The 21,017-nt window shown below is 63.0% G+C and carries 14 protein-coding genes and 6 pseudogenes; 8 read left to right on the top strand and 12 right to left on the bottom strand.

The annotated features are described in order from the left end of the window. Complete coding sequence (locus FLG15_RS09105) at positions 1–327, bottom strand: YerC/YecD family TrpR-related protein (RefSeq protein ID WP_150145901.1); 327 nt, start codon at positions 325–327, stop codon at positions 1–3. Between the two features lie 282 nt (positions 328–609). Here FLG15_RS09105 and FLG15_RS09100 point away from each other — a divergent pair. Then, a pseudogene (locus FLG15_RS09100) lies at positions 610–729 on the top strand (IS3 family transposase); the annotation flags it as partial. A gap of 32 nt (positions 730–761) precedes the next feature. On the opposite strand, the pseudogene FLG15_RS23395 reads toward FLG15_RS09100, so the two are convergent. After that, positions 762–863 (bottom strand): annotated as a pseudogene (locus FLG15_RS23395) (plasmid pRiA4b ORF-3 family protein); the annotation flags it as partial. Positions 864–1,121: 258 nt separating this feature from the next. On the opposite strand from FLG15_RS23395, the gene xopE reads away from it, so the two are divergent. The 3 genes and pseudogenes from xopE to FLG15_RS09085 all read left to right on the top strand — a co-directional run bounded on the left by xopE (position 1,122) and on the right by FLG15_RS09085 (position 6,174). Continuing rightward, entirely contained in the window at positions 1,122–2,183 is a 1,062-nt protein-coding gene (gene xopE, locus FLG15_RS09095) for a XopE/AvrPphe family type III secretion system effector (RefSeq protein WP_150145898.1), read from the top strand. 375 nt (positions 2,184–2,558) lie between these two features. Next, entirely contained in the window at positions 2,559–3,161 is a 603-nt protein-coding gene (locus FLG15_RS09090; protein ID WP_150145896.1) for a recombinase family protein, read from the top strand. After that, positions 3,145–6,174, top strand: a pseudogene (locus FLG15_RS09085) (Tn3 family transposase). Before FLG15_RS09090 ends, FLG15_RS09085 begins: the two are co-directional and overlap by 17 nt. A gap of 448 nt (positions 6,175–6,622) precedes the next feature. Here the strand turns inward: FLG15_RS09085 and hisS are convergent. Next, positions 6,623–8,035, bottom strand: coding sequence for a histidine--tRNA ligase (gene hisS / locus FLG15_RS09080; RefSeq protein WP_150145893.1), 1,413 nt, complete (start codon positions 8,033–8,035; stop codon positions 6,623–6,625). A 203-nt stretch (positions 8,036–8,238) separates the two neighbouring features. On the opposite strand from hisS, the gene FLG15_RS09075 reads away from it, so the two are divergent. Continuing rightward, complete coding sequence (locus tag FLG15_RS09075; RefSeq protein ID WP_170922381.1) at positions 8,239–8,904, top strand: Crp/Fnr family transcriptional regulator; 666 nt, start codon at positions 8,239–8,241, stop codon at positions 8,902–8,904. 420 nt (positions 8,905–9,324) lie between these two features. On the opposite strand, the gene FLG15_RS09070 is transcribed toward FLG15_RS09075, so the two are convergent. Further along, the gene (locus FLG15_RS09070; protein ID WP_057687125.1) at positions 9,325–10,068 is read right to left on the bottom strand and encodes a murein L,D-transpeptidase catalytic domain family protein; all 744 of its coding nucleotides are present in this window, start codon (positions 10,066–10,068) and stop codon (positions 9,325–9,327) included. A 101-nt stretch (positions 10,069–10,169) separates the two neighbouring features. Continuing rightward, complete coding sequence (thrC, locus tag FLG15_RS09065) at positions 10,170–11,480, bottom strand: threonine synthase (protein WP_170922380.1); 1,311 nt, start codon at positions 11,478–11,480, stop codon at positions 10,170–10,172. A 155-nt stretch (positions 11,481–11,635) separates the two neighbouring features. Between thrC and FLG15_RS09060 the strand changes: the two genes are divergently transcribed. Beyond that, positions 11,636–11,950: an EthD family reductase gene (locus FLG15_RS09060; RefSeq protein ID WP_057677590.1), complete on the top strand. Its 315-nt coding sequence runs from the start codon at positions 11,636–11,638 to the stop codon at positions 11,948–11,950. Positions 11,951–12,696: 746 nt separating this feature from the next. Here the strand turns inward: FLG15_RS09060 and FLG15_RS09055 are convergent. Further along, the gene (locus FLG15_RS09055; RefSeq protein ID WP_150147610.1) at positions 12,697–14,352 is read right to left on the bottom strand and encodes a tannase/feruloyl esterase family alpha/beta hydrolase; all 1,656 of its coding nucleotides are present in this window, start codon (positions 14,350–14,352) and stop codon (positions 12,697–12,699) included. Positions 14,353–14,577: 225 nt separating this feature from the next. Here FLG15_RS09055 and FLG15_RS09050 point away from each other — a divergent pair, with 225 nt between their 5' ends. Continuing rightward, positions 14,578–14,766 (top strand): hypothetical protein, encoded by a 189-nt coding sequence (locus tag FLG15_RS09050; protein WP_244664232.1) that lies wholly within the window; start codon positions 14,578–14,580, stop codon positions 14,764–14,766. Positions 14,767–14,895: 129 nt separating this feature from the next. Here the strand turns inward: FLG15_RS09050 and FLG15_RS09045 are convergent, their stop codons facing one another. The 4 genes and pseudogenes from FLG15_RS09045 to FLG15_RS23390 form a co-directional block, all read right to left on the bottom strand. Next, a complete protein-coding gene (locus FLG15_RS09045; protein ID WP_057677586.1) occupies positions 14,896–15,837 on the bottom strand; it encodes a homoserine kinase in 942 nt (313 codons plus the stop codon). Then, positions 15,834–18,341 carry a bifunctional aspartate kinase/homoserine dehydrogenase I gene (gene thrA / locus FLG15_RS09040; protein ID WP_057677587.1) on the bottom strand — a complete coding sequence of 836 codons (2,508 nt, stop codon included), beginning with the start codon at positions 18,339–18,341 and terminating at the stop codon, positions 15,834–15,836. Before thrA ends, FLG15_RS09045 begins: the two co-directional genes overlap by 4 nt. Positions 18,342–19,029: 688 nt before the next feature. Then, a complete protein-coding gene (locus FLG15_RS09030; protein ID WP_057677588.1) occupies positions 19,030–19,530 on the bottom strand; it encodes a TspO/MBR family protein in 501 nt (166 codons plus the stop codon). A 183-nt stretch (positions 19,531–19,713) separates the two neighbouring features. Continuing rightward, a pseudogene (locus FLG15_RS23390) lies at positions 19,714–19,909 on the bottom strand (hypothetical protein); the annotation flags it as partial. Positions 19,910–19,987: 78 nt separating this feature from the next. On the opposite strand from FLG15_RS23390, the pseudogene FLG15_RS09025 reads away from it, so the two are divergent. Then, positions 19,988–20,237, top strand: a pseudogene (locus tag FLG15_RS09025) (transposase); the annotation flags it as partial. A 29-nt stretch (positions 20,238–20,266) separates the two neighbouring features. Here the strand turns inward: FLG15_RS09025 and FLG15_RS09020 are convergent. Both FLG15_RS09020 and FLG15_RS23385 read right to left on the bottom strand, forming a co-directional pair. Further along, entirely contained in the window at positions 20,267–20,656 is a 390-nt protein-coding gene (locus tag FLG15_RS09020; RefSeq protein WP_139791002.1) for an Imm63 family immunity protein, read from the bottom strand. Further along, positions 20,649–20,873 (bottom strand): annotated as a pseudogene (locus tag FLG15_RS23385) (TNT domain-containing protein); the annotation flags it as partial. The gene FLG15_RS09020 and the pseudogene FLG15_RS23385, both read right to left, overlap by 8 nt. Positions 20,874–21,017: the final 144 nt, after the last annotated feature.

Below are 21,017 nucleotides of genomic sequence, written 5' to 3'. Positions count from 1 at the left end.
TCAGTGGGAGTCGTCAGGGCGCGACGATTGCTCGCGCAGGGCCGTGGCATAGCCGCCGGCACCATGGTCCAGGGTGCGCGCAACGCGCCCGATGGTGGTCACGCTGACCTGGGTCAGCTCGTGGATCTCGCGATACGGCACGCCCTTGATCAACAAGGGCACCACCCGCCAGCGGTCGGCCATGGCTTCCAGCTCGGCAGGCGTGCATAGGTCGCGCAGAAACGCTTCGACCGCCTCGGGCTTGCAAAGGCATGCCAGCGCGTCGGCCAGCATCGTCAGAGATGCAGCAACGTCAGTGTTTTCGCGGGGGGCGGGTCGTTGTTTCATTGCGTTAATGTAATAGCGTGTTAGTACATTAGCGCAAACGGTGGTGCTTGTCACCTGCTCGGGCGGTGACAAAAGGACAGTTCGGTTGGGGTCTAGTCATGCGGCTTGCGCTGGCCTGCTCTGCTTAGCTGCACGGAAAAGGGGATGTAAGCCGGAACCCCAGAAAATTCCGTCACCCCTCACCCCAATTCCAACCCCGCCACGAGCGCATCCAGATCGATCAAGTTGCCGTTACTTTGGAAGGTGTAGTGCCCGTTCAGCAGGATGTGTCGCCACGCCGCCGCTCGCGCCGAGGTATTCGACTACATCGAGATGTTCTACAACCTCAACTGCCGCCACGGTTCAACTGGCGACCTGTCCCATGTAGAGTTTGAACGGCGCTACGCGCAACGAGGGTCTTGAGTGTCTCCGGAACCCTGGGCGTATCACAGGTCAAGTTCACACCTACGAATGTCGCGTCGGCCCGCGAGCACTCTGAGCATGTCAGCATAGCCCCAGGGTTCGTCGAAAGCTTCAGGTGGCAGGCGTACTTGCCCGTACTTGCCATTCGTGTCACCAGCCGCCATTTCGGATCACGGCAGATCGAGCCTGGTGTGTTCATGTCAAGGCCGAATCGGCCATACGGTTGACGTGCTCCCGACGTCCCCATGGACTGGGCTGCACGCTCGCAATGGCATTGTGAGCAGGGTGCCAGCGCCAACCTTTCGCGCTCCCAAACATGACTTCGGTGAACCAACGACATTCAGAGAGCTCTTTGCAAGACTTGATTCTGAGGTCACTGTCGGAGATCAAAAATGGGTCTATGCGTTTCAAAGCCGAGCGTGGCAGGTTCACCCGACCACTATGCAAGTCACGCCACAGAGCAGACCACGCCCTCTACGCCTTCATCCTCCGAGGCGCCCATCTCACCCAGCCTGCATGGCTTGGTGGCACTCGGCTCTTCGGGAACGAGGCGGGGGCGCTTCCGGCAGCCAACACTACAACCGCACGAAGTTCAGCAGGCGGCCTACCAGCTTGGTATGCGACTCAACGGCAGACCCATCGAAGACGCGAGCGACCGTCAACGCCTTGCCGATGCTACAGAGACGGTGCACGAGACACGACTCGCCTTGCACCGTGGGCGAGGCAATGTCGATAGCGATCTGCGGCTCAGCAACGGACGGAGCGCCACTTATAGCTCCCTGTCTTACTGTCTCGGTGAAAATGACGAAAGTTTACTGGCAGGCAGTGCGCTGGCTGCGGGGGCAGGCAACTGTGATCACAATGCAGCGATTAACGCACGTCGGCATGCAGTCCGCATGGAGAATGGCGGGCAGATGATGACCGTACGCGACTACGACCAGACCCACCTCTACGCGCTCTACCGGCCCCCAGGCTCGGCAGAGGCGGAAGAATCCACTGTAGTCCTCGACTCGTGGGCCGACGGTCCGGCCGTTCTACCAAGGGATTCGCACTGGGCCGAAACGTACGGAACATCCACCAATGTAGTTGAACGCTTCGACAAGCCTGATGCAATCGACGCGCTGGCCAGGACAAACGCATTCAGAGCCGAGATCGAGGACCCGCAAACTGAACTCCATGCAAATGCGCGCGACCTAGAGACAGCCTTTCTAGCCAACCCCGCACCTGGCGATATCTGTTCCTCGATGCCGGTCATCGCCCCCGATCTGGCCCGAAACACGCGTCAAAGGTTGCAAGAGCACTCACCGCGGACGCGTGAGGCTCTAGCCGCCGATGCTGCGCGGCAAGCCTATGCACTGGATGACGCACAGCCAATTTCGCCGCGCACAACTGCTGCGATCCTTGAAGATGCAGAACGCCTGGATGCCTTGGGTCGCCCGCCATTGAGTTGGTGAACTTTCATCTGGTACCAACTGGGCTTGGATGTAGCCTGTCTGGCGTCGATGTCAAATAGCCAGTTCCCGGCTGGGCGCAAACGACCGCTGTAGAGCAGGTGATGCCTCCTGCCTGTTCAACGCAACAGTGGGCAAACGGGGGGAGAAATGACCGCCCCACTCAGGCGAACAGCTGCTTGATCGGTTTCAACTACACACCGTTATCGGCCTGATGGCCTAGTGGCGTCAAGGTGCCGGCATGTCGCAAAACAAGTGTTTTGCGACATGTAGGCAACCTCCCAGCACAAGTGATCGCAGAACCCCGTAAAAAGTGTGCGGAAAACCCCGTCGCCACACGCTACCATGCGGAAACCGGTTCCCGATGGTTATTCGCCTATGTTGGTCGGCTACATGCGTGTGTCGTCGGACTCCGACCGGCAGAGCACTAACTTGCAACGCGACACACTGCTCGCTGCTGGCGTTGATGCCCGACACCTGTTCGAGGATCGCATCTCAGGCGCGAAGGATGACCGCGCAGGCTTGACGAAGGCGCTCGAATTCGTCCGGCCCGGTGACGTACTGGTGGTCTGGAAGCTCGACCGGCTTGGCCGCTCGCTGTCGCACTTGCTCGCCATCGTGACCTCACTCAAGGACAAGCAAGTGGCGTTCCGCTCGCTGACCGAGGGAATGGATACCAGCACGGCGTCCGGCGAGTTGCTGTTCCATGTGTTCGGCGCACTTGCGCAGTACGAGCGGGCCCTGATCCAAGAGCGCGTCGTCGCGGGCCTAGCCGCTGCCCGGCGGCGTGGCCGCACCGGCGGGCGACCTCTGGCCATCGTCGGCGAAAAGCTGGAGGCCATCATTGCCGCGCTGAACGGCGGGATGTCGAAAGCGGCCGTGTGCCGCAACTTCGGCGTCAAACGCACCACCTTGATCGAAACGCTGGAGCGAGAGGGTTGGCGTGGAACGGGCAGAACGGCCGATGAGCAACAAGAATAAGCTGCTCACCGTCCTCTCGGACGCCGAGCAGGAAGCGCTTTATGGCCTGCCGGACTTCGACGATGCGCAGCGGCTGGAATACTTGGCGTTGTCCGAGGCGGAGTTGACGTTCGCGGCCAGTCGCCCCGGCCTCCATGCGCGGGCCTATTGCGTCTTGCAGATCGGCTACTTCAAGGCCAAGCACGCCTTTTTCCGCTTCAACTGGAGCGAAGTCGAGGATGATTGCGCCTTTGTGCTGAGTCGCTACTTCCACGGCGAGGACTTCGAACGCAAGACGATCACCAAACATGAGCACTACACCCAGCGCGAGCGCATCGCCGAATGGTTCGGCTATCGGCTCTGGGCAGCCGATTTTCTGCCACAACTCGCGCAGCAGGCCGCCCAGATCGCACGCCGCGACGTGACGCCTAGCTTCGTCGCCGCCGAGCTGATCGTCTGGCTCAACGAACGCAAGATCATCCGGCCCGGCTACACGACTGTGCAAGAACTGGTGAGCGCCACGCTGTCGGCCGAACGTCGGCGCTTAGGTGGCCTGCTGGCCGAAGTGCTGGATGATTCGGCCAAAGCCGCGCTATCCCAGCTTTTGGTACGAGACAACACGCTGTCCGAATTGGCGGTGCTCCGGCAAGACGCCAAAGATTTCGGCTGGCGTCAGATGGCCCGTGAACGCGAGAAGCGCACCATTTTGGAGCCGCTGCACGGGATCGCCAAGACGCTGTTGCCCAAGCTGGGCATCTCGCAACAGAACGTGCGTTACTACGCGAGCCTGGCGAACTTCTATACCGTCCACGACCTGCGAAACCTCAAGCCGGACCAGACCCATCTCTACCTGCTGTGCTACGCCTGGCTGCGCTATCGGCAACTCACCGACAACCTGGTCGATGCCATGGCCTATCACATGAAGCGACTAGAGGATGAAAGTCGTGCCGGCGCCAAGCAATCCTTCGTCGCCGAGCAGGTACGGCGTCAGCAGGAAACGCCACGAGTCGGACGCCTGCTGTTGCTCTATGTCGACGATACGGTGGCCGACACCACACCGTTCGGCAACGGGCGGCAGCGGGCGTACAAGATCATACCGAAAGACGCGCTTCAGCTCGTCGGCCATCGTATGAGCATCAAACCAGCGAGCAAGCTGGCCCTGCATTGGCAGGCGGTGGACGGGCTGGCCGAACGCATGCGCCGTCATCTGCGACCGCTGTATGTCGCGCTCGACCTTGCCGGCACCGACCCCAGCAACCCGTGGCTGGCAGCACTGATCTGGGCCAAGAGTGTGTTCGCCAAACAGCAGCGCCTGTCGCAACGTCCGCTCGTCGAATGTCCAACAGCGACGTTGCCGAAACGGTTGCGACCGTACTTGCTGACCTTCGACGCCGACAGCAAGCCGACCGGCCTGCACGCAGACCGCTACGAGTTCTGGCTGTACCGCCAGGTCAGGAAGCGCTTCCAGTCGGGCGAACTCTATCTCGACGACAGCTTGCAACATCGGCACCTCTCTGACGAGTTGGTGTCGCTCGATGAGAACGCCGATGTACTGGCTCCGATGGACATCCCGTTCCTGCGCGAACCGATCGAGGCCCAACTCATTGCACTGACGGCAGAACTGCGAACGCAGTGGTTGGCGTTCAACCGTGAGCTGAAGCAGGGCAAGCTGAAGCACCTCGACTACGGCAAGGCCACGCAGACGCTGACGTGGCGCAAGCCCAAGAGCGAGAACCACAAGGCGCATGAGTAGGCACTCTACGAGCAACTGCCATTTTGCGACGTGGCCGACGTGTTCCGCTATGTCAACGGTCAGTGTCAATTCTTGTCGGCGCTCACTCCGTTGCAACCACGCTATGCCAAGAAGGTGGCCGACGCTGACAGCCTGATGGCAGTCATCATTGCCCAGGCAATGAACCACGGCAATCTGGTCATGGCGCGTACCAGCGACATCCCGTACCACGTGCTGGAGAGCACCTACCAGCAATACCTACGGCAAGCATCGCTGCACGCGGCCAACGACTGCATCAGCAACGCCATCGCCGTGCTGCCGATCTTCCCGCATTACTCGTTCGACCTAGGCGCGCTGTACGGTGCGGTCGATGGCCAGAAATTCGGCGTCGAGCGTCCGACCGTGAAAGCGCGCTACTCGCGCAAATACTTCGGCCGCGGCAAGGGTGTCGTCGCCTATACGCTGCTGTGCAACCATGTTCCGCTCAACGGATACCTAATCGGTGCTCACGAATACGAAGGGCACCACGTGTTTGACATCTGGTATCGCAACACGTCGGATATCGTGCCAACGGCGATTACCGGCGATATGCACAGCGTCAACAAGGCCAACTTCGCCATCCTGCACTGGTTCGGACTGCGCTTCGAGCCGCGCTTCACCGATTTGGACGCCCAATTGCAGGATCTGTATTGCGCCGACGAACCGGCGTTGTACGAGACGTGCCTGATCCGACCGGTCGGCCAAATCGATCGGCAACTCATCGTCAGCGAAAAGAGCAACATCGACCGGATCGTCGCCACGCTGGGCCTGAAGGAAATGACTCAGGGCACCCTGATCCGCAAGCTATGCACGTACACCGCGCCGAACCCGACGCGGCGCGCCATCTTCGAGTTCGATAAGCTGGTGCGCAGCATCTACACATTGCGCTACCTGCGCGACCCGCAACGGGAACGCAGCGTGCACCGCTCGCAGAATCGCATTGAGTCCTACCACCAGCTACGCTCGACCATCGCCCAGGTCGGCGGCAAGAAGGAGCTGACCGGGCACACAGACATCGAAATCGAAATCAGCAACCAATGCGCACGGCTGATGGCCAACGCCATCATCTACTACAACTCGGCGATCCTGTCGCGCCTGTTGACGAAGTACCAGGCCAGCGGCAACGCCAAAGCCGTGCTGCTGATCACGAAGATGTCACCGGCGGCGTGGCGACACATCCTGCTGAACGGGCACTACACCTTCCAAAGTAACGGCAACTTGATCGATCTGGATGCGCTCGTGGCGGGGTTGGAATTGGGGTGAGGGGTGACGGAATTTTCTGGGGTTCCGGCTTACATCCCCGAAAACGAACAAGACCCTTCCCCTGCCTCCGGGGGAAGATCCCTGAAGGACGGATGGGGACGAGGTTTCGTGCAGCACCGTCCATCGCTTCAAATGCGGATTGCGCGCCATGCCAATCGCAAACAACAACTACGCCTGGGTGAAGCGTTGCACCCCGCTTCTTAGCTGAGCTGCAGGAGGGCCCCAAAGCCCCCCTCATCCGGCGCTGCGCGCCACCTTCTCCCGTTGACGGGAGAAGAAAGCAAAACGAAAGCGCCTCGGACGTGGAGGACACCCGCCGCCCTTCCCCCGCCTACGGGGGAAGGTGCCCGAAGGACGCACGGGGGCAAGACCTCGCGCAGCACTCCCCATTACTTCACATGCTGAAGTGCGTGTGCCGGCAATCGAAAACCAGCAACGACCACTCGCCTTACGGCATCACCTTAGCCTGCTCCAGCTCCACCTGTAGCGTGCTGGCCAGCTCGTCGCGGGCCACCTCGAACTGCTGTTCGCGCACCAGGTCCTTCACCGCCACCACGCCGCGTGCCAGTTCGTCGTCGCCGGCCAGCACCACGAAGCGGATGCCCGCACGTGCGGCGTACTGGAACTGCTTGCCGATCTTCTTCGGCTCCATCTGCACTTCGGTGTTGATGCCACCGATGCGCAGGCGGCGCGCAATATCCAGCGCATCGTCCAGGCGCGTTTCGTCCATCAGCGCCACCAACGCCTGCACGCTGCTTTCGGCGATGCCCTGGATCAGGCCGGCCTCGCGCAGCTGCCAGAACAGCCGGGTCAGGCCGATCGAGATGCCCACGCCGGGCAACTTGGACTTGGTGTAGTGGCTGGCCAGGCTTTCGTAACGGCCGCCCGAACAGATCGAGCCGATCTGCGGGTGGTCGGTCAGCGTGGTCTCGTAGACGGTGCCGGTGTAGTAATCCAGCCCACGCGCGATGGAGAAATTCAGGCAGTACGCGCTCTCCGGCACGCCCAGCGCCTTGACCAGCTCCAGCACTTCACGCAACTCGGCGATGCCCTCGCCCAGCGTGGCACTGGCACTCGCTGAGGCTTCCAGCGCCTGCAACTGCGCCAGCGCATCGGCATGCCCGTCGGAACGCACCGCCACAAAGGCGAGAATCTTGGCCACCTGTTCGGCAGCAATGCCGAAGCCCTCGCCCACCAGCGTGTCGCGCACGTAGTCGGCGCCGCGCTTGTCGATCTTGTCGACCTCGCGCAGCACGGCCAGCTGCAACTCGCCTTCGGCCACGCCCAGGCTTTCGAAGAAACCGCGCAACAGCTTGCGGTTGTTCAACTGCACCTTGAACTCGCCGATGCCCAGCTCGGCGAACACCGCATGGATCACCGCCAGCACTTCGGCGTCGTAGCGGATGCTCAGCGCATCCTTGCCGATGACGTCGATATCGCACTGGTAGAACTCGCGGAAACGTCCACGCTGCGCACGTTCGCCGCGATACACGCGCTGCATCTGGTAGCGGCGGAACGGGAAGCTCAAGTCGTGCTCGTGTTCGGCCACATAGCGCGCCAGCGGCACGGTGAGGTCGAAGCGCAGTGCGAGCTCGGGCAGGCCAGCGTTCTCGGCGCCCTCATCGGCCGCTGCCGCAGCATTGGCCAGCGCGCCGGTGGACTGCACGAAATACACCTGGCGCTCGGTCTCGCCGCCGGACTTGGTCAGCAGCACATCAGACAGCTCGAACACCGGGGTTTCGACCGGCAGGAACCCGAACCGCTCATAGTTGCGGCGGATGACGTCCAGCATGCGCTGGAACGCGATCTGCTCGCGCGGCAGCAATTCCATGATGCCGGGCGGCGTACGGGGCTTGATCACGAGCGAAACTCCTGCAGGACAATGTGGCGAACGCACAATTCTACCGGCTGGGCGGCCGCGCCGACCGCATGGCGTATCATTCAATGCGTCCCAGCAGTGCGTGGCCCATGTACCGGCAGCTTTCCGACCCCAGCGCGACCTGCCCGGCGCCCAGCACGGCATCCGCCAGCGGTACGCCCAATTCAGATTGCGCCCTTTGCGCCGTGCGCGGCCGGGCCATCTGTGCGGCGCTGTCGGCGCAGGAGATGGACGCGCTGGACCAGGTCACCCATGCAACGGCCTATGCGCCCGGCAGCACCCTGGTGCGTGCGGGCGAGACCCGGCACAACGTCTATACCGTGACCTCCGGCGCGTTGCGCATGGTGCGTACGCTGGCCGACGGGCGCCGCCAGATCACCGGCTTCGTGCTGCCCGGCGACTACGTCGGGCTCACCGAAACCGCGCAGCACCGCCACGATATCGAAGCCATCGTCGACAGCCGCGTGTGCCGCACGCCGATGGCGCAGATGCGCCAACTACGCGAGCGCTACCCGCAGCTGGAACGCAAGCTGCTGCAACGCGCCAGCATGGAGCTGGCCGCCGCGCAAGACACCGGCCTGCTGCTGGCACGCCTGCAACCCAGCGAACGGCTGGCGCATTTCCTGCTGCGGCTGGCCGCCCGCTCCACCCAGCCAGGCGCCAGCGGCGACACCGTGGCGCTGCCGATGAGCCGCAGCGATATTGCCGACCATCTGGGGCTGACCGTGGAAACGGTGAGCCGCACCTTCACCAAGCTGCGGCAGCAGCAGCTGATCGCGCTGCCGCAACTGCAGGTGGTGCAGATCGTAGATTACGCCGCACTACGCCGTCTGGCCGGCGATACGGTGTGAGGCTGGTGGGGGCGCTTGAGGTCGGCGCGCTTACCCGTGCGATCGGTTGGATCGATTGACGCGACGTGGGCCGCGCCCAAGCCGTCGATCCGGACTCGAACGGCCACCATCACGCATGACTGCGCACGCCTCTGTGTCGGTGTCGCGCGGCGCCGCCCTCCAAGACGGCTCAAGAAGAGGCGGCGAGCAGTGTGCGGGCAAGTATAGATGGCGCCAGGAACTGCAGTGGATGACTGCTAGATGCCCCACCCGGCAGCGGCCGCGCCCACCCGAGACGACGCTCGCTGCGGTTGGCTGTTCCAAGGTGATGCAAGCCGTGCGCGTGCTGACAGCCCGCGCAGCGACTTACCGACCAATTCGAACGCGGCGCCACGCTCCACGCCGAGCGCAAGCGGACCGCAGGCGCTCGCCCGCGATCACTCAGCGCCCGGCCACCGCACGCGCTGCCGCGCCGCCACAGCCACGGCTGAGCAGCCGCGATTGGCGCAGCCAGGCCCGGTCCGGGTAGTAGGCGAACACGAACGCACCGTCGCGCAAGGTATCGATCAACTGCTTGGCCACCGCTGGCCGCACCGCCGGGCAGCCCAGGCTGCGGCCGAGCCGGCCCTGGCTGCGGATGATGGCTTCGCTGACATAGGGCGCGCCGTGGATCACGATGGCACGGTCGCGTGCATGATCGTTGAATCCCGGTTCCAGACCCTTGAGCCGCAACGAGTAGCCGTTGTGGCCGGTGTACGACTCCTGCGCGGTGAAGGCGCCCAGGCTGGACTGGAAGCTGCCATCGTCATTGGAGAACTTTGCCGCCAGGTTCTCGCCGGTATTGCGTCCGTGCGCGACCCATTCGCGAAACAACAGGCGCTGCTTGTCCAGATCGAACACCCAGAGCCGACGCTCGGTCGAGGGGCGGCTGTAGTCGATGACGCTGAGCACCCGTTCGGCACCCACCTGCTGGCGCTGGCGGGCGCATTGCAGCGCCTCGGTGGCCAGCGCCAGCACCTGGCGGTCCAGCGATGGCGCCTGGCGCGCCAGCGCCTCGACCAGGCCCACACGCGGGGCACCCAGCGGCGGCACCGGCGATGCAGCCAATGCATCGGCCGCGCTGGCCGCACCTGCCGCTGCCCACCCGCACAAGACAGCGACAACGGCGATCATTCGATCAGACATGCAACAACCCACAGCGGACGCGGCGCCACAACGGGGCCGCACCCGTCTAGAAATAGCCGCATACAGCCCGCTTTCCAACCCCGCTGGCTGAACGCGTTGGGTCAGACGGCATCGGCAAGCAAGCGCTGCCGAAGGGCTGCATAGTCCGGCGCGAGTGCTTCGGCATGCGCTGGGCGCTGCAGCAGCGCCGCCAGCGCCGGTGGAACCTCCACCGCACGGCCGATCAACGGCTCCACCACGCCCTCGAACTTGGCCGGGTGCGCGGTGGCCGCTACCGCCCAGTCGCCAACGCCGCCCTCCGCGCCTTCGGCACGCAGTTGTTCGAGCACATGCACCGCGGTGGCGGTATGCGGGCAATGCACCTCGCCGTAGCGCGCGAAGCGCTGCTGCACGGTGTTGCGAATCGTCGCATCGTCCACCGACAAGGCCCGGAATTCCTCGCGCAGGGCGGCATCGTCGCCCTTGTAGAGCCAACGCAGCCGCTCGAAATTGCTCGGCGCACCCACGTCCATCGCATTGGCCAGCGTGGCCACGCTGGGCTGCGGTGCGTAGGCATCGCCCGCGAAATAGTCCGGCAACACGTGATTGGCGTTGGACGCCAGCGCGATGCGGCCCAATGGCACCCCGAGCGCGCGCGCGATGATCGCCGCCAGCGCGTTGCCCAGGTTGCCGGTGGGCACGACCAGATTGAGCACGGTGCCCGACGCTGCATGGTGCTGCAGGGCGGCATGCGCGTAGTAACTCATCTGCGGCAGCAACCGGCCCAGGCTGATGCTGTTTGCCGAACTCAGCGGCACCTGCGTCTGCAACGCGGCATCGTTCAATGCCTGCTTGACCATGGCCTGGCAGTCGTCGAACGAGCCGGCCACGCGCAGGGCCTGGATGTTGTCGCCGAAACACCCCAATTGATGCGCCTGCCGTGGCGAGACGCGGCCGTCCGGATACAGCACCACTACGCGCAGGCAGGGCCGGCGATGGAAGGCGGCGGCCACCGCCGCACCGGTGTCGCCGGAGGTGGCGACCAGGATGGTGAGCGGGCGGTCTTCGGCCCGGCGCAGGCGGGTCAGGCAGGCGGCCAGGAAGCGCGCACCGAAATCCTTGAACGCGGCCGTGGGGCCGTGAAACAGCTCCAGTGCGTAATCGCCAGGCGTCCCCAGCGCCACCAACGGCGCCGGGAAATCGAAGGCTTCGGCACAGATGGCAGGCAGTTCTGCCGCCAGTGCGTCGCCCTCGAAGAATGGCTGCAACAGCGCAGTGGCAGTGTCGGCCAGGCCGGCGTCCGCAACCAGCGTACGGGCAGGTGGCAAGGTCTGCGGCACGTAGAGGCCGCCATCGGGCGCCAGCCCGGCGGCAATGGCCTGGCTCAGGCTTGCGGCGGGGGCACCGCCACGGGTGGAGATAAACATCAGCATGACTCCAGATAAAGCGAAGACTGGGCGTTGCCCATGACAAGGGGTGCCACGTGTGACGTAGCCGGGCATTGCGTTGCGCCGGCGTTCGGCCGGAGGGTTGCGCACGGTCGATGGCACGGGGCTATGCTGCGCGCACCTTTCCGTGGAGTCGGCAGATGATCAAGGTCAGTGTGATGTACCCGTACCGCGACGGCGCCCGCTTCGATCACGCCTACTACCGCGACCAGCACATGCCGCTGGTGAGCGCGCGCATGGGCGCGGCCTGTTTGAAATACACCGTGGACAAGGGCATCAGCGGCGGCGACGCCGGCAGCCCACCGGCATTCGTCGGGATGTGCCACATCTTTTGCGACTCGGTGGAGAGCTTCAATGCCAGCTTCGGCCCGCATGCAGGCGAGATTCTGGGCGACATCGCCAACTACACCGACCTGACCCCGGTGATGCAGATCAGCGAGGTCATGGTTGGCTGAGCCGCGCGGCGCGTGCAGTGCAACATGCCGGGCATCGCACAGCCCTGCGCCCACACCACGTCGCAGGCGCCGTGCCGCGGCAGTGTACTGTCGAGCAACAACGCCCGACGCGCAGCGACCGGATGGCATCACGCGGGAATCGCATGCACGACGAGGCGACCCGTACAGCCCGGACGACGCCACTGTGCTCGGTGCGTCGTCGATCCAGGACGACAATGACTCGATCCACACATCACTTGTTCTGACTCATCTTCTCTAAGGGCTGGCACGGCTCGACTCAGCAAGCGCAGCAGCCGGTCCGGCATGCGCCGCGTGCCCGATCGACCGACGCCCGCCATCGGGTTCCGTCTGCCGCCACGCGCATCTTCGCAGCGGCGCCATCCGCGCGCGTTCGACCCCAAACGTTACCAGATGACGAGCGCATACGCGCCGTACTTGCGACGCATCGCTTCGCGATGAGACGCGCATCGGCATCTGGCGCCAGTGAGCGAACGATCCGCTGCGGCCAGGCCCTTCTGAACTTCCTGCGCGCCTGATCCGCCTGTGCAGCCACACAACCAGCGCGAGCTACCGCTGCAGTGCGGCAGCTCGACGCCTGCAAGACAGCAGGAGTGGGGACGCCAGCGCAGGCGCAATGCGCAGCCTAACCAGTGCAGATCTTCTGCCTGCACGTCTGATCGACGTGCTCGACTACGCGCATGCTCGACCATGCGCGCGCCATGGAAGCGACGAACAGATCGGTCTGCTCAGCGCGACTGTCCAGCCTCTGCGCTGTCGGGATACGCGCCACGGGGACCATCGAGACACACGAAGTTCTGCTCCTGGTTGGAATCGCCCTGGCCAGTCCACTGCGCCGATTGCGGATAGCTGCACAGCGGGCGCGTACGCAACACGCCTTGGGTTTGGTCGTCGTTGACGTATTTGGCGGCGATGATGCGATCGGGCGCGACGCCCTGCTCGACCCAGGCTTCCATCGCCGACAACACATCGTGCTGGCTATCGACCGCCAACCCGGGTGCGCCATACAGCGCGCCAAACGCTGTCGCGCCCGGGCCACCGGTGAAATGGCCCATTCCGGGCACCATGAACAGGCGGAAGAACTGCTGCGTCTGCTGCAATGCTTGGTCGTCGCTGATTGCAGATGTGCTGCCAGCACGCAGCTTTGCAACGACCGATTCGTAATAGGCGATCATTCCGCGCGGCGGCACCACGGGATCTTCCCAGCCGATATACAGCAGAAGCTTGCCGTTGCGCGCACGGAACCGGCTCAGATCCGGCGACGTTGCGTTGATTACGTGGGCCAGCCGCTGACCGGCGATGGAGGTACGGTTGGTGAGGGCGACATCGCTGTCGAAGTTGACCTTGGTATGGTCGAACGAGGCGCTAGCGGTGTTGAACACCATGTTGGCGAAGAACTGATTTGCCAGCAGCGCATGCCCACCGCCCGGTATCGTGGCGTTGCCGGTGACCCAGCGGTCCCAGAAGGTCGGCAAGGCGACGGCGAACGGCTCGAACCCATAGTAAATGCGCTGTCCGGTCCGCGGATTGACCGGACCGCTCAGAATCGAGTCCAGTGCCATGATCTGGTCTGCAGTCAGGCAACTGTCGGTTTCGGCGGCAGCGCACAGCAGCACGCTGGGATCGAAGCGGCACAGACGCGGATCGTTGACCACCCCGTCTGCGGTCAGATCCTTGGCATCGCATTGGGCAAGTGCCGCGGCCTGGATCGCCGGCAGCTTGGCCATCGTGATGGTGGCCGCCGGATTGCCGAACTCGGCATCTTCGGACCACAGCCAGGAAAATGCGTTGTGGGTCCAGTCGGCGGAAGGCGCATCGGCAATCACGCCATCGAACGCATTCGGGTAGCGCTGCACGGCCATCAGCGCATCGCGGCCACCGTTGAAGGAGCCAAAAAAGTAGGAATAGCGCGGTGCGCTCTGCGTATACGCAGTCACGATTTGCTTGCTGTCGACGACCGTCTTGATCAGCGCCCGGTATCCCCAATCGATGATTTTCTGGGGGTGGTTGAGCGCGAAACTTGCATCGCCGACCGTCGCACGATGACCACCATCGGTGGTGGTGGTGGCGTAGCCACGGCGCAAGGCGAAACCTAGCGAGTTGTATTGGATCGTGCCGGCAAACACCACCGTACCGACCTGGAGATATTTCACGTTCCAGCCGGAAGAAGGGATCCAGACTTCGAAACCGATCTCCGAATCGCTGTTTGGCCGCGCAACGCCGACCACGCGGCAGAACGCCGGCAATCCTTTGACAACGGTGCCATCGGGCGCGGTGAAATCGCCTGCAGGCACATCGTCGGCCGTGCTGATCGTCGTCGACGGCACCGACAATTTCAGCAGATCCGCGCAGGAAGCAAACGCCGATGTCGCCACGAAGCACAAACCGGTCGCAACCACCACTGGGCCGAGCACGCTCGGCCAGTCCAATCGAGCCATGAACAATTCACTCGTCAGGTCAGAAGCGGATTTACCGTCTCGACCGGGCGGTCGGGACACCGAACACTCCACATGGCATCTCAAGGCGCGCACGTCATGATGTCGCCCTGCGTCGGGATGTAAGCCCCTGTCCGCCGCAGGTGACACAGCTTTGCCTGCCGATCGATCGCAATGCCCATGGGCATGGATGCTAGCGGCGACCGCAAAATGCCAGAAGGTAGAAACGAACGCTGCTATGTGGAAACGAAGCGCGCAAATGTCTGTGCGCACAGTGCAGTGGACTCGCAATTCAAAGCGATGTCCGGGTCACAGATCATCGGCATGCGCAGCTGCCGCACGCATGCAACGGCGCCAGCGTAGGGTCTGCATGCACTGGTCAACTCAGGTCCCTTGCGTGCAGAACGCGCGCTCGATCACGTTGCCGTGCGGACGGCATTGCCGGAACCACACGCCGCAAACGCGGTGCGCCCCCGACTGGTCCGGCGCGCGCTACAGCAGCCTGGCGCCCGGGCAGTTCAGCGCAGACACCCAACTCTGGCTGCCGAAGCCGGCATTGGCGAACGCCGCCTGTACAGGCACTGCGGCTGCCTCGGCTGCCGCGCGCGTGGCGAACCAGGCAAACACACTGGGGCCAGCTCCGGAAATGCCCGCACCCATCGCTCCCGCAGCCAACGCGGCGGCTTTGGCTGCGTCGAAGCCGCAGATCAACGGCGCACGCCGCGGCTCGATCAGCACATCGCGCAAGCCTGCGCGCACCAGCGATTCGTCGCCGGCGTGGCAGCCCGCCAACACCAGGGCAAGATTGCCGCTCTGCGCGACGAATTCATCGAGACGATAGTCGCCAGCCAGAGCAGCACGCGCACGGCGCGTTTCCAGCACCGCATCCGGATGCACCACCAGGCTATGCCACGCCGAGGGTACCGGCACCGGCACCATGCGCTCCAACGTGGACAGCACCAGACCGCCCAGCAACATCGGACCAAGGTTGTCGCCATGCCGGCTGCCGCTGGCCACCGCCTCGCCATCGAGCGCATGCAGATAGAGCTGATCGCGCGACAGCGGGACATCCAACAGCGCATTGGCCGCCACCAGCGCCGCCACGCACGATGCCGCAGACCCGCCCATGCCGGAACTGAGCGCAATCCCCTTGTCGATCTCCAACTCGAAGCCGAACGGCAACGCCAATGAAGTGCGCAGCGCAATCAATGCCGCGCCAGCGGTATTGCGTTCGGCCTCCAGCGGGAGCGCGACGGCGGTCCCACGGATCGCGGCGATGCGCACGTGCGGCGCATCGATACGGCGCACGGCCACCGTATCGCCGATTCCTTCCAGCGCATAACCGAGCAGATCGAACCCGACCGCCACGTTGGCCACCGAGGCCGGAGCGAACGCTCGCGCCTCGCGCAGCGAGGACACGCCTGTATGGCTCATAGTCGCGCGCCCTCGCCCGCCGCCACGCGCAGCAGATCGGCGAACACGCCTGCCGCGGTCACTTCCGGCCCCGCGCCCGGGCCCTGCACCACCAACGGATTCTCGCAGTAGCGACGCGTGGTGAACTGCACCACGTTGTCGGTGAGGCGCAGATTGGCGAAGGCGTGATCTGCGGGCAATTCCACCAGGCCCACGCTGGGCGCACGGTCCGGCGGCAGCTGCGCCACATAGCGCAGCACGTTGCCGCGCGCACGCGCGTCGGCCAGACGCTGCGCGAACACCGCATCCACTTCGGAAAGCCGCGCCATGAAATCGTCCACGCTGGCCTGGCGCAGCGCTTCCGGCACCAGGCTTTCAACCTGCACGTCTTCCAGGCTGATCGCGCGCCCCGCTTCGCGCGCCAGGATCACCAACTTGCGCGCCACGTCCACACCGGACAGATCGTCGCGCGGGTCCGGTTCGGTATAGCCCATGCCACGCGCCTGCGTCACCAGTTCGGCGAACGGCACGCTGCCGTCGTATTTATTGAACAGCCAGGCGAGCGTGCCGGAGAAGATCCCTTCGATCGATGTCACCGTATCGCCGGTATCGACCAGGTCGCGCAGCGTAGTGATCACCGGCAAACCGGCGCCCACGGTGGCTTCATAACGGAAGCGCGCACCGCTGGCATCGGCCGCTGCGCGGATCGCCTCATAACGCGCCAGCGGGCCGGACCCTGCCTGCTTGTTCGGCGTCACCACATGGATGCCAGCGGCCAGCCAACCCGCATAACGGTCGGCCACTTCAGCGCTGCCACTGCAATCGATGATCACCGCATGCGGCAGGTGCGCAGACAGCAGATGCGTGGTGAAGCGCTCCAGATCGGTGGGCGCGGACGCCGATGCAAATGCATCGCGCCAATCGCCGACCAGGCCACGCTCGTCCAGCAGCATGCGACCGCGCGAGACCACCGCACGCAGGCGCAGATCCAGATTGGCCTTGCCCAGCAACTGCGGTTGCGCGATGCGCAGTTGATCCAGCAACGCCGCACCCACATTGCCCGGCCCGATCACGCCCACCGAAAAGGTTTGCGGCGACAACCAGAAACCGGCATGCGCCGCGCGCAACGCCTTGGTCGCATGCGCTGCATCGATGGCCACCGAGATATTGCGTTCGGAAGAGCCCTGCGCAATTGCCAGGATATTGACCTGGGCTCGCCCCAGCGATTCGAACAAGCGCGCAGCCACGCCCGGCTGCCCGGCCATGCCATCGCCCACCGCCGCCAGCACGCTGATGCCGGTGGTCAGTTGCACGCGCTGCACCTGGCCGACCGTGAGTTCATGCGCGAACGCCTGCAACAACGCATTGCGCGCACGCTCGGACTCGTGCTGCTTGACCACGCAGCAGATCGAATGTTCCGACGACCCTTGCGAGATCATCACCACCGACACCTGCGCGGTGCGCAGCGCCGCAAACACGCGCTCGGCCGTACCCGGCACGCCGATCAGGCCGGTGCCTTCCAAGTTGAGGACGGCAAGATCCGGACTGAGCGTCAGCCCCTTGATCGGCCCGCTCACCGCGCTGCTGGCGGTGATGCGCGTGCCCGGGTGTTCGGGCTGGAAGGTATTGCGGATGATGATCGGCAAGCCGCGTTCGATCGCCGGCGACATCGTTTGCGGATGCACCACCTTGGCGCCAAAATACGCCAGCTCGCAGGCCTCATCGTAGCTCAGCGTTTCCAGTTGCACCGCTTCTGGCACCACGCGCGGGTCGGCCGACAGCACACCATCAACATCGGTCCAGATATGCAGCTCGTCCGCATTGAATAGCGCCGCGAAGATCGCACCGGAATAGTCGCTGCCATTGCGCCCAAGCGTGGTGATGCGGTCGGCGCGGTCGCGCGCCACGAAGCCGGTGACCACCACACGCGTTTGCGGATGCGCCTGCCGCCAGGTTGCCAGGCGCTGCGCACTCGCCTCCCAATCCACATCCACACCGAGTTCGCCGCGATTGACCACCAGCACATCGCGCGCGTCCAGCACCGCGCAGTCTTCGCCGATGGCGCGAAAGTGATCGCCCAGCAACTGCGCCGAATACACCTCGCCCAGGCCCTGCACGCGGTCGAGCACCTCGCGCGGCAATTCGCCGATCACCGCCAGTGCACCAAGGATCTGCGACAGGTGTTCGAAACGTTCGTCCAGCCACTCCACCGTCGGCCCGGAATGCTCACCGAGCAAGGCCACCGCCGCACCGCGATGGCGCGCGCGGGTTTCGTGCCAGCGCTCGCGCCATTCGGAAGGATTTTTCGCCGCCAGTTCGGCCAGTTCGATCAAGGCATCGGTGACGCCTTTCATTGCCGAGACCACGGTGACCTGCACCGCCTCGTCGCGGGCAAGCAGCAACTGCGCCACATGCCGATACCGGTCGGCATCGGCCACCGAGGTGCCGCCGAATTTGTGCACGACAGTGCGCGCAGAGGACGCAAGGACAGCAGCGGGTTCAAACGAAACAGCGGGCGATGACATCGACAGACCTCGTTGGGGGAGGCCCCGTCCGTATCGGATGAGAGAGGGAAACCCCCGCATCCTGATCCGGGTGCGGGGCCGTTGTTTTCGGAAGTTACGCGAAGACGACGGGCCGCACCGGGCGAATGGTGGCGGTAGTAATGATGGTGGTAATGCCGGCCACGCCCGCACCGGCCCGCAACAGCGGCCGGCAGGAAGGCGAAACGGTGGCGGAGGCGTTACCCATGCATGCAAAAGACATCACCTGGCCGAGACCTGTCAAGCATTGCGTGAATGGGCAGGCGCATGCGTTGGGCGCACGGAACAGAAAACCTTGCCGCTCAGGGATTTAGCCGCCGCGCTCGCAAGTAATTGATTGCCATGGAAACTGTTACGGCGACCTTGACGGATCGCCGTGCGCAGCTTTGGCACACCTGTCAGCGCCGCCCAGGGGGAAAGCTTCAGCTCGCATCGTTGGTGCCCACCCACGGTTGGCGCCCATCCACGCGTGTGCACCTGTCTGGTCAGCACGGACATCCGAGGCGGCTCGGAGGCCGTCATGCCCCTTGAACAACCTGCCCCTTTGGCGCTGCCGACCTATTGCGTCCCAAAACGGATTTTCGTCGCACCACTCGTGATGAGCGTCGTCCTGTGTTCCAAGCCAGCAAACTAGGCAGATCCAACCAACTGCCTGTGTCACACCACAGGATCAGCCGAGCACCTGAGGATTGAGTTGCCAGACCGAGAAATTAAGCGCCGTCGCAAAGCTTACCCATGCCAGATACGGCACCAGCAACCATGCCGCCAGCGCTTGCCTCTTCGCGAACGCCGCGGTCGTGGCCGCCAGCACCAGCCACAGCGCCACGATGTCGGCAAACGCCCAGGCTCCCATGTGCCATGCGAAGAACAACCAGCTCCACAGCCCGTTGAGCGCCAGCTGCACCACGAACAGAGTCAATGCCAACCGCGCCTTAGTCCAGCCGCCACGGCGCCACACCAACCAGACTGACACCGCCATCATTCCGTACAGCACCGTCCACACCGGCCCGAACAACCACCCCGGTGGTGCCCAGACAGGACGCTGTAACTCCGCGTAAAAACTGGCCGCCTGGATCGATGCCGCCGCGCCCAGCCCGGCGATTGCGTAGCACAGCGCCAGCCAGCCGATAAGGCCGAACCATTGCGATTTTTTTGAAAGACGGTGCGTCATGAGATTTGTGGCGAGTTATCAATGCTCTCTAGCTTGCCAAAGCATCTGTGCAAGCCGGGACTACGCAAACAAGCGAGCTCGCGCTCAGCTAGTACCGTATGGCGTTGCGCCGCCATATTCAATCTCCTCGGGGTAGGGAAGTGGACTCCAAACTGATGTGCTACTCGAACTTGGTGGAACATCGCCAGCTGCGGTGGGTTGCACATTTGTCTGATCGACGGTGTTGCGCACCAACCCACTATTGTTGGACATCACCGGTGCGACCGAAATCTTGAACGATGCCAACCGACGTGGCGAGTGTGGCGTCCTGCGTATGAGGTCCAACCTGAGTGCCTGCGTTACCGGCAGTGCCGGTTGCAACACGGATGCTGTCCGCGCGGCTATTGAGGCAACCTGGAAACTGCAGGGTCAGATTGACCTATTAATTACACCTGACCCCGTTTTTTCAATGTTCGAGCGTGCTACGACAGAAGCTGCTGTTGCCCACTGGGTCAGCGTGGTGCTGGCAACCTCAAACGCGCAATCAGCGGCGTCTATCACGCCATCGCACAAAACAAATATACAAGACGTGATCTGGCCGAAGCGGCCTGCCGATTCAATCGCAGATTCCGCCTGCCCGAGATGCTGCCACGACTCGCCACGGCGACGATGCGTTGCAAGTCCTGTCAGAGCCGGCTCTGCGCATGGCGAGCAATTTTCATGGCTGAGAGACAGTGCTAATCAGGATCAGGAATAGTCAATACCCCATCCCGGAATGATATTCACGCGCAGTCCGCGGCCCCCAAGCCGGATTTAAGCGTTTCATCAAATCCACCTTGCGCGCAAACATTTCCTCTTCTGATTTTACAGAATTTACAAACTCAGAATAATTCGAATCAAGAACCATCTTAGAAACTGCACGACTTAATATCCAGTAAAGAACATCATCCACTGAAGAAGTAATTTTCTTAAAAATTTCATAATCCCTCTCAATAGAGGAATAAACGAAAACATTATCCTTATATGTCAAAAATGGAACGCCATCACTAGAAGGCCTGGTATTTATCACCAGAAAATTCTGGGGGACGTTAATCATGGCACCTAAAGAGATTGCATCCCGTTGAATCTCACCTATCCTGTCATTCACTTTTATTCACCTCTTTGAGAAATCCGTTAAGCCGCAACCAATCAACATTAACGCGATCTTTAAATCTAGGCAAGATTTGTGTACCGCCACCGGGCTGTCCGAATGCGGGAGCAATTTCACCCTTAATTACTGGAAGCGGCTTTATAACTTCATACTCATGATAACCATTACCCATTGATCCCGGCGCCAATGCCCTTTGCTCGTAGGGCGTCCCAAATGGAGACAAAAAAGCGCCATCCGGGCTTCCATATCGATCCAGCTTGGTACCGACTGGTAGTACATCATCAACGTGCGATTCAGCAAAGCCAAGGTTACTAGGCCAGTTCCAATTTCCATCTGGTTTAACTTCTTCACCAGATTT

This window comes from Xanthomonas phaseoli pv. dieffenbachiae, from assembly GCF_008639345.1.
GTDB lineage: Bacteria > Pseudomonadota > Gammaproteobacteria > Xanthomonadales > Xanthomonadaceae > Xanthomonas > Xanthomonas phaseoli.
This window is presented reverse-complemented; position numbering and strand designations above follow the sequence as displayed.

Bases quoted from the DNA above. Each gene is read 5' to 3' on its own strand.
- FLG15_RS09030 (WP_057677588.1), bottom strand. From the start codon at position 19,530: ATGACGCACCGTCTTTCAAAAAAATCGCAATGGTTCGGCCTTATCGGC.
- FLG15_RS09105 (WP_150145901.1), bottom strand. From the start codon at position 327: ATGAAACAACGACCCGCCCCCCGCGAAAACACTGACGTTGCTGCATCT.
- thrC (WP_170922380.1), bottom strand. From the start codon at position 11,480: ATGCTGATGTTTATCTCCACCCGTGGCGGTGCCCCCGCCGCAAGCCTG.
- FLG15_RS09070 (WP_057687125.1), bottom strand. From the start codon at position 10,068: ATGTCTGATCGAATGATCGCCGTTGTCGCTGTCTTGTGCGGGTGGGCA.
- FLG15_RS09060 (WP_057677590.1), top strand. From the start codon at position 11,636: ATGATCAAGGTCAGTGTGATGTACCCGTACCGCGACGGCGCCCGCTTC.
- xopE (WP_150145898.1), top strand. From the start codon at position 1,122: ATGGGTCTATGCGTTTCAAAGCCGAGCGTGGCAGGTTCACCCGACCAC.
- thrA (WP_057677587.1), bottom strand. From the start codon at position 18,341: ATGTCATCGCCCGCTGTTTCGTTTGAACCCGCTGCTGTCCTTGCGTCC.
- FLG15_RS09045 (WP_057677586.1), bottom strand. From the start codon at position 15,837: ATGAGCCATACAGGCGTGTCCTCGCTGCGCGAGGCGCGAGCGTTCGCT.
- FLG15_RS09090 (WP_150145896.1), top strand. From the start codon at position 2,559: ATGTTGGTCGGCTACATGCGTGTGTCGTCGGACTCCGACCGGCAGAGC.
- FLG15_RS09050 (WP_244664232.1), top strand. From the start codon at position 14,578: ATGCCCATGGGCATGGATGCTAGCGGCGACCGCAAAATGCCAGAAGGT.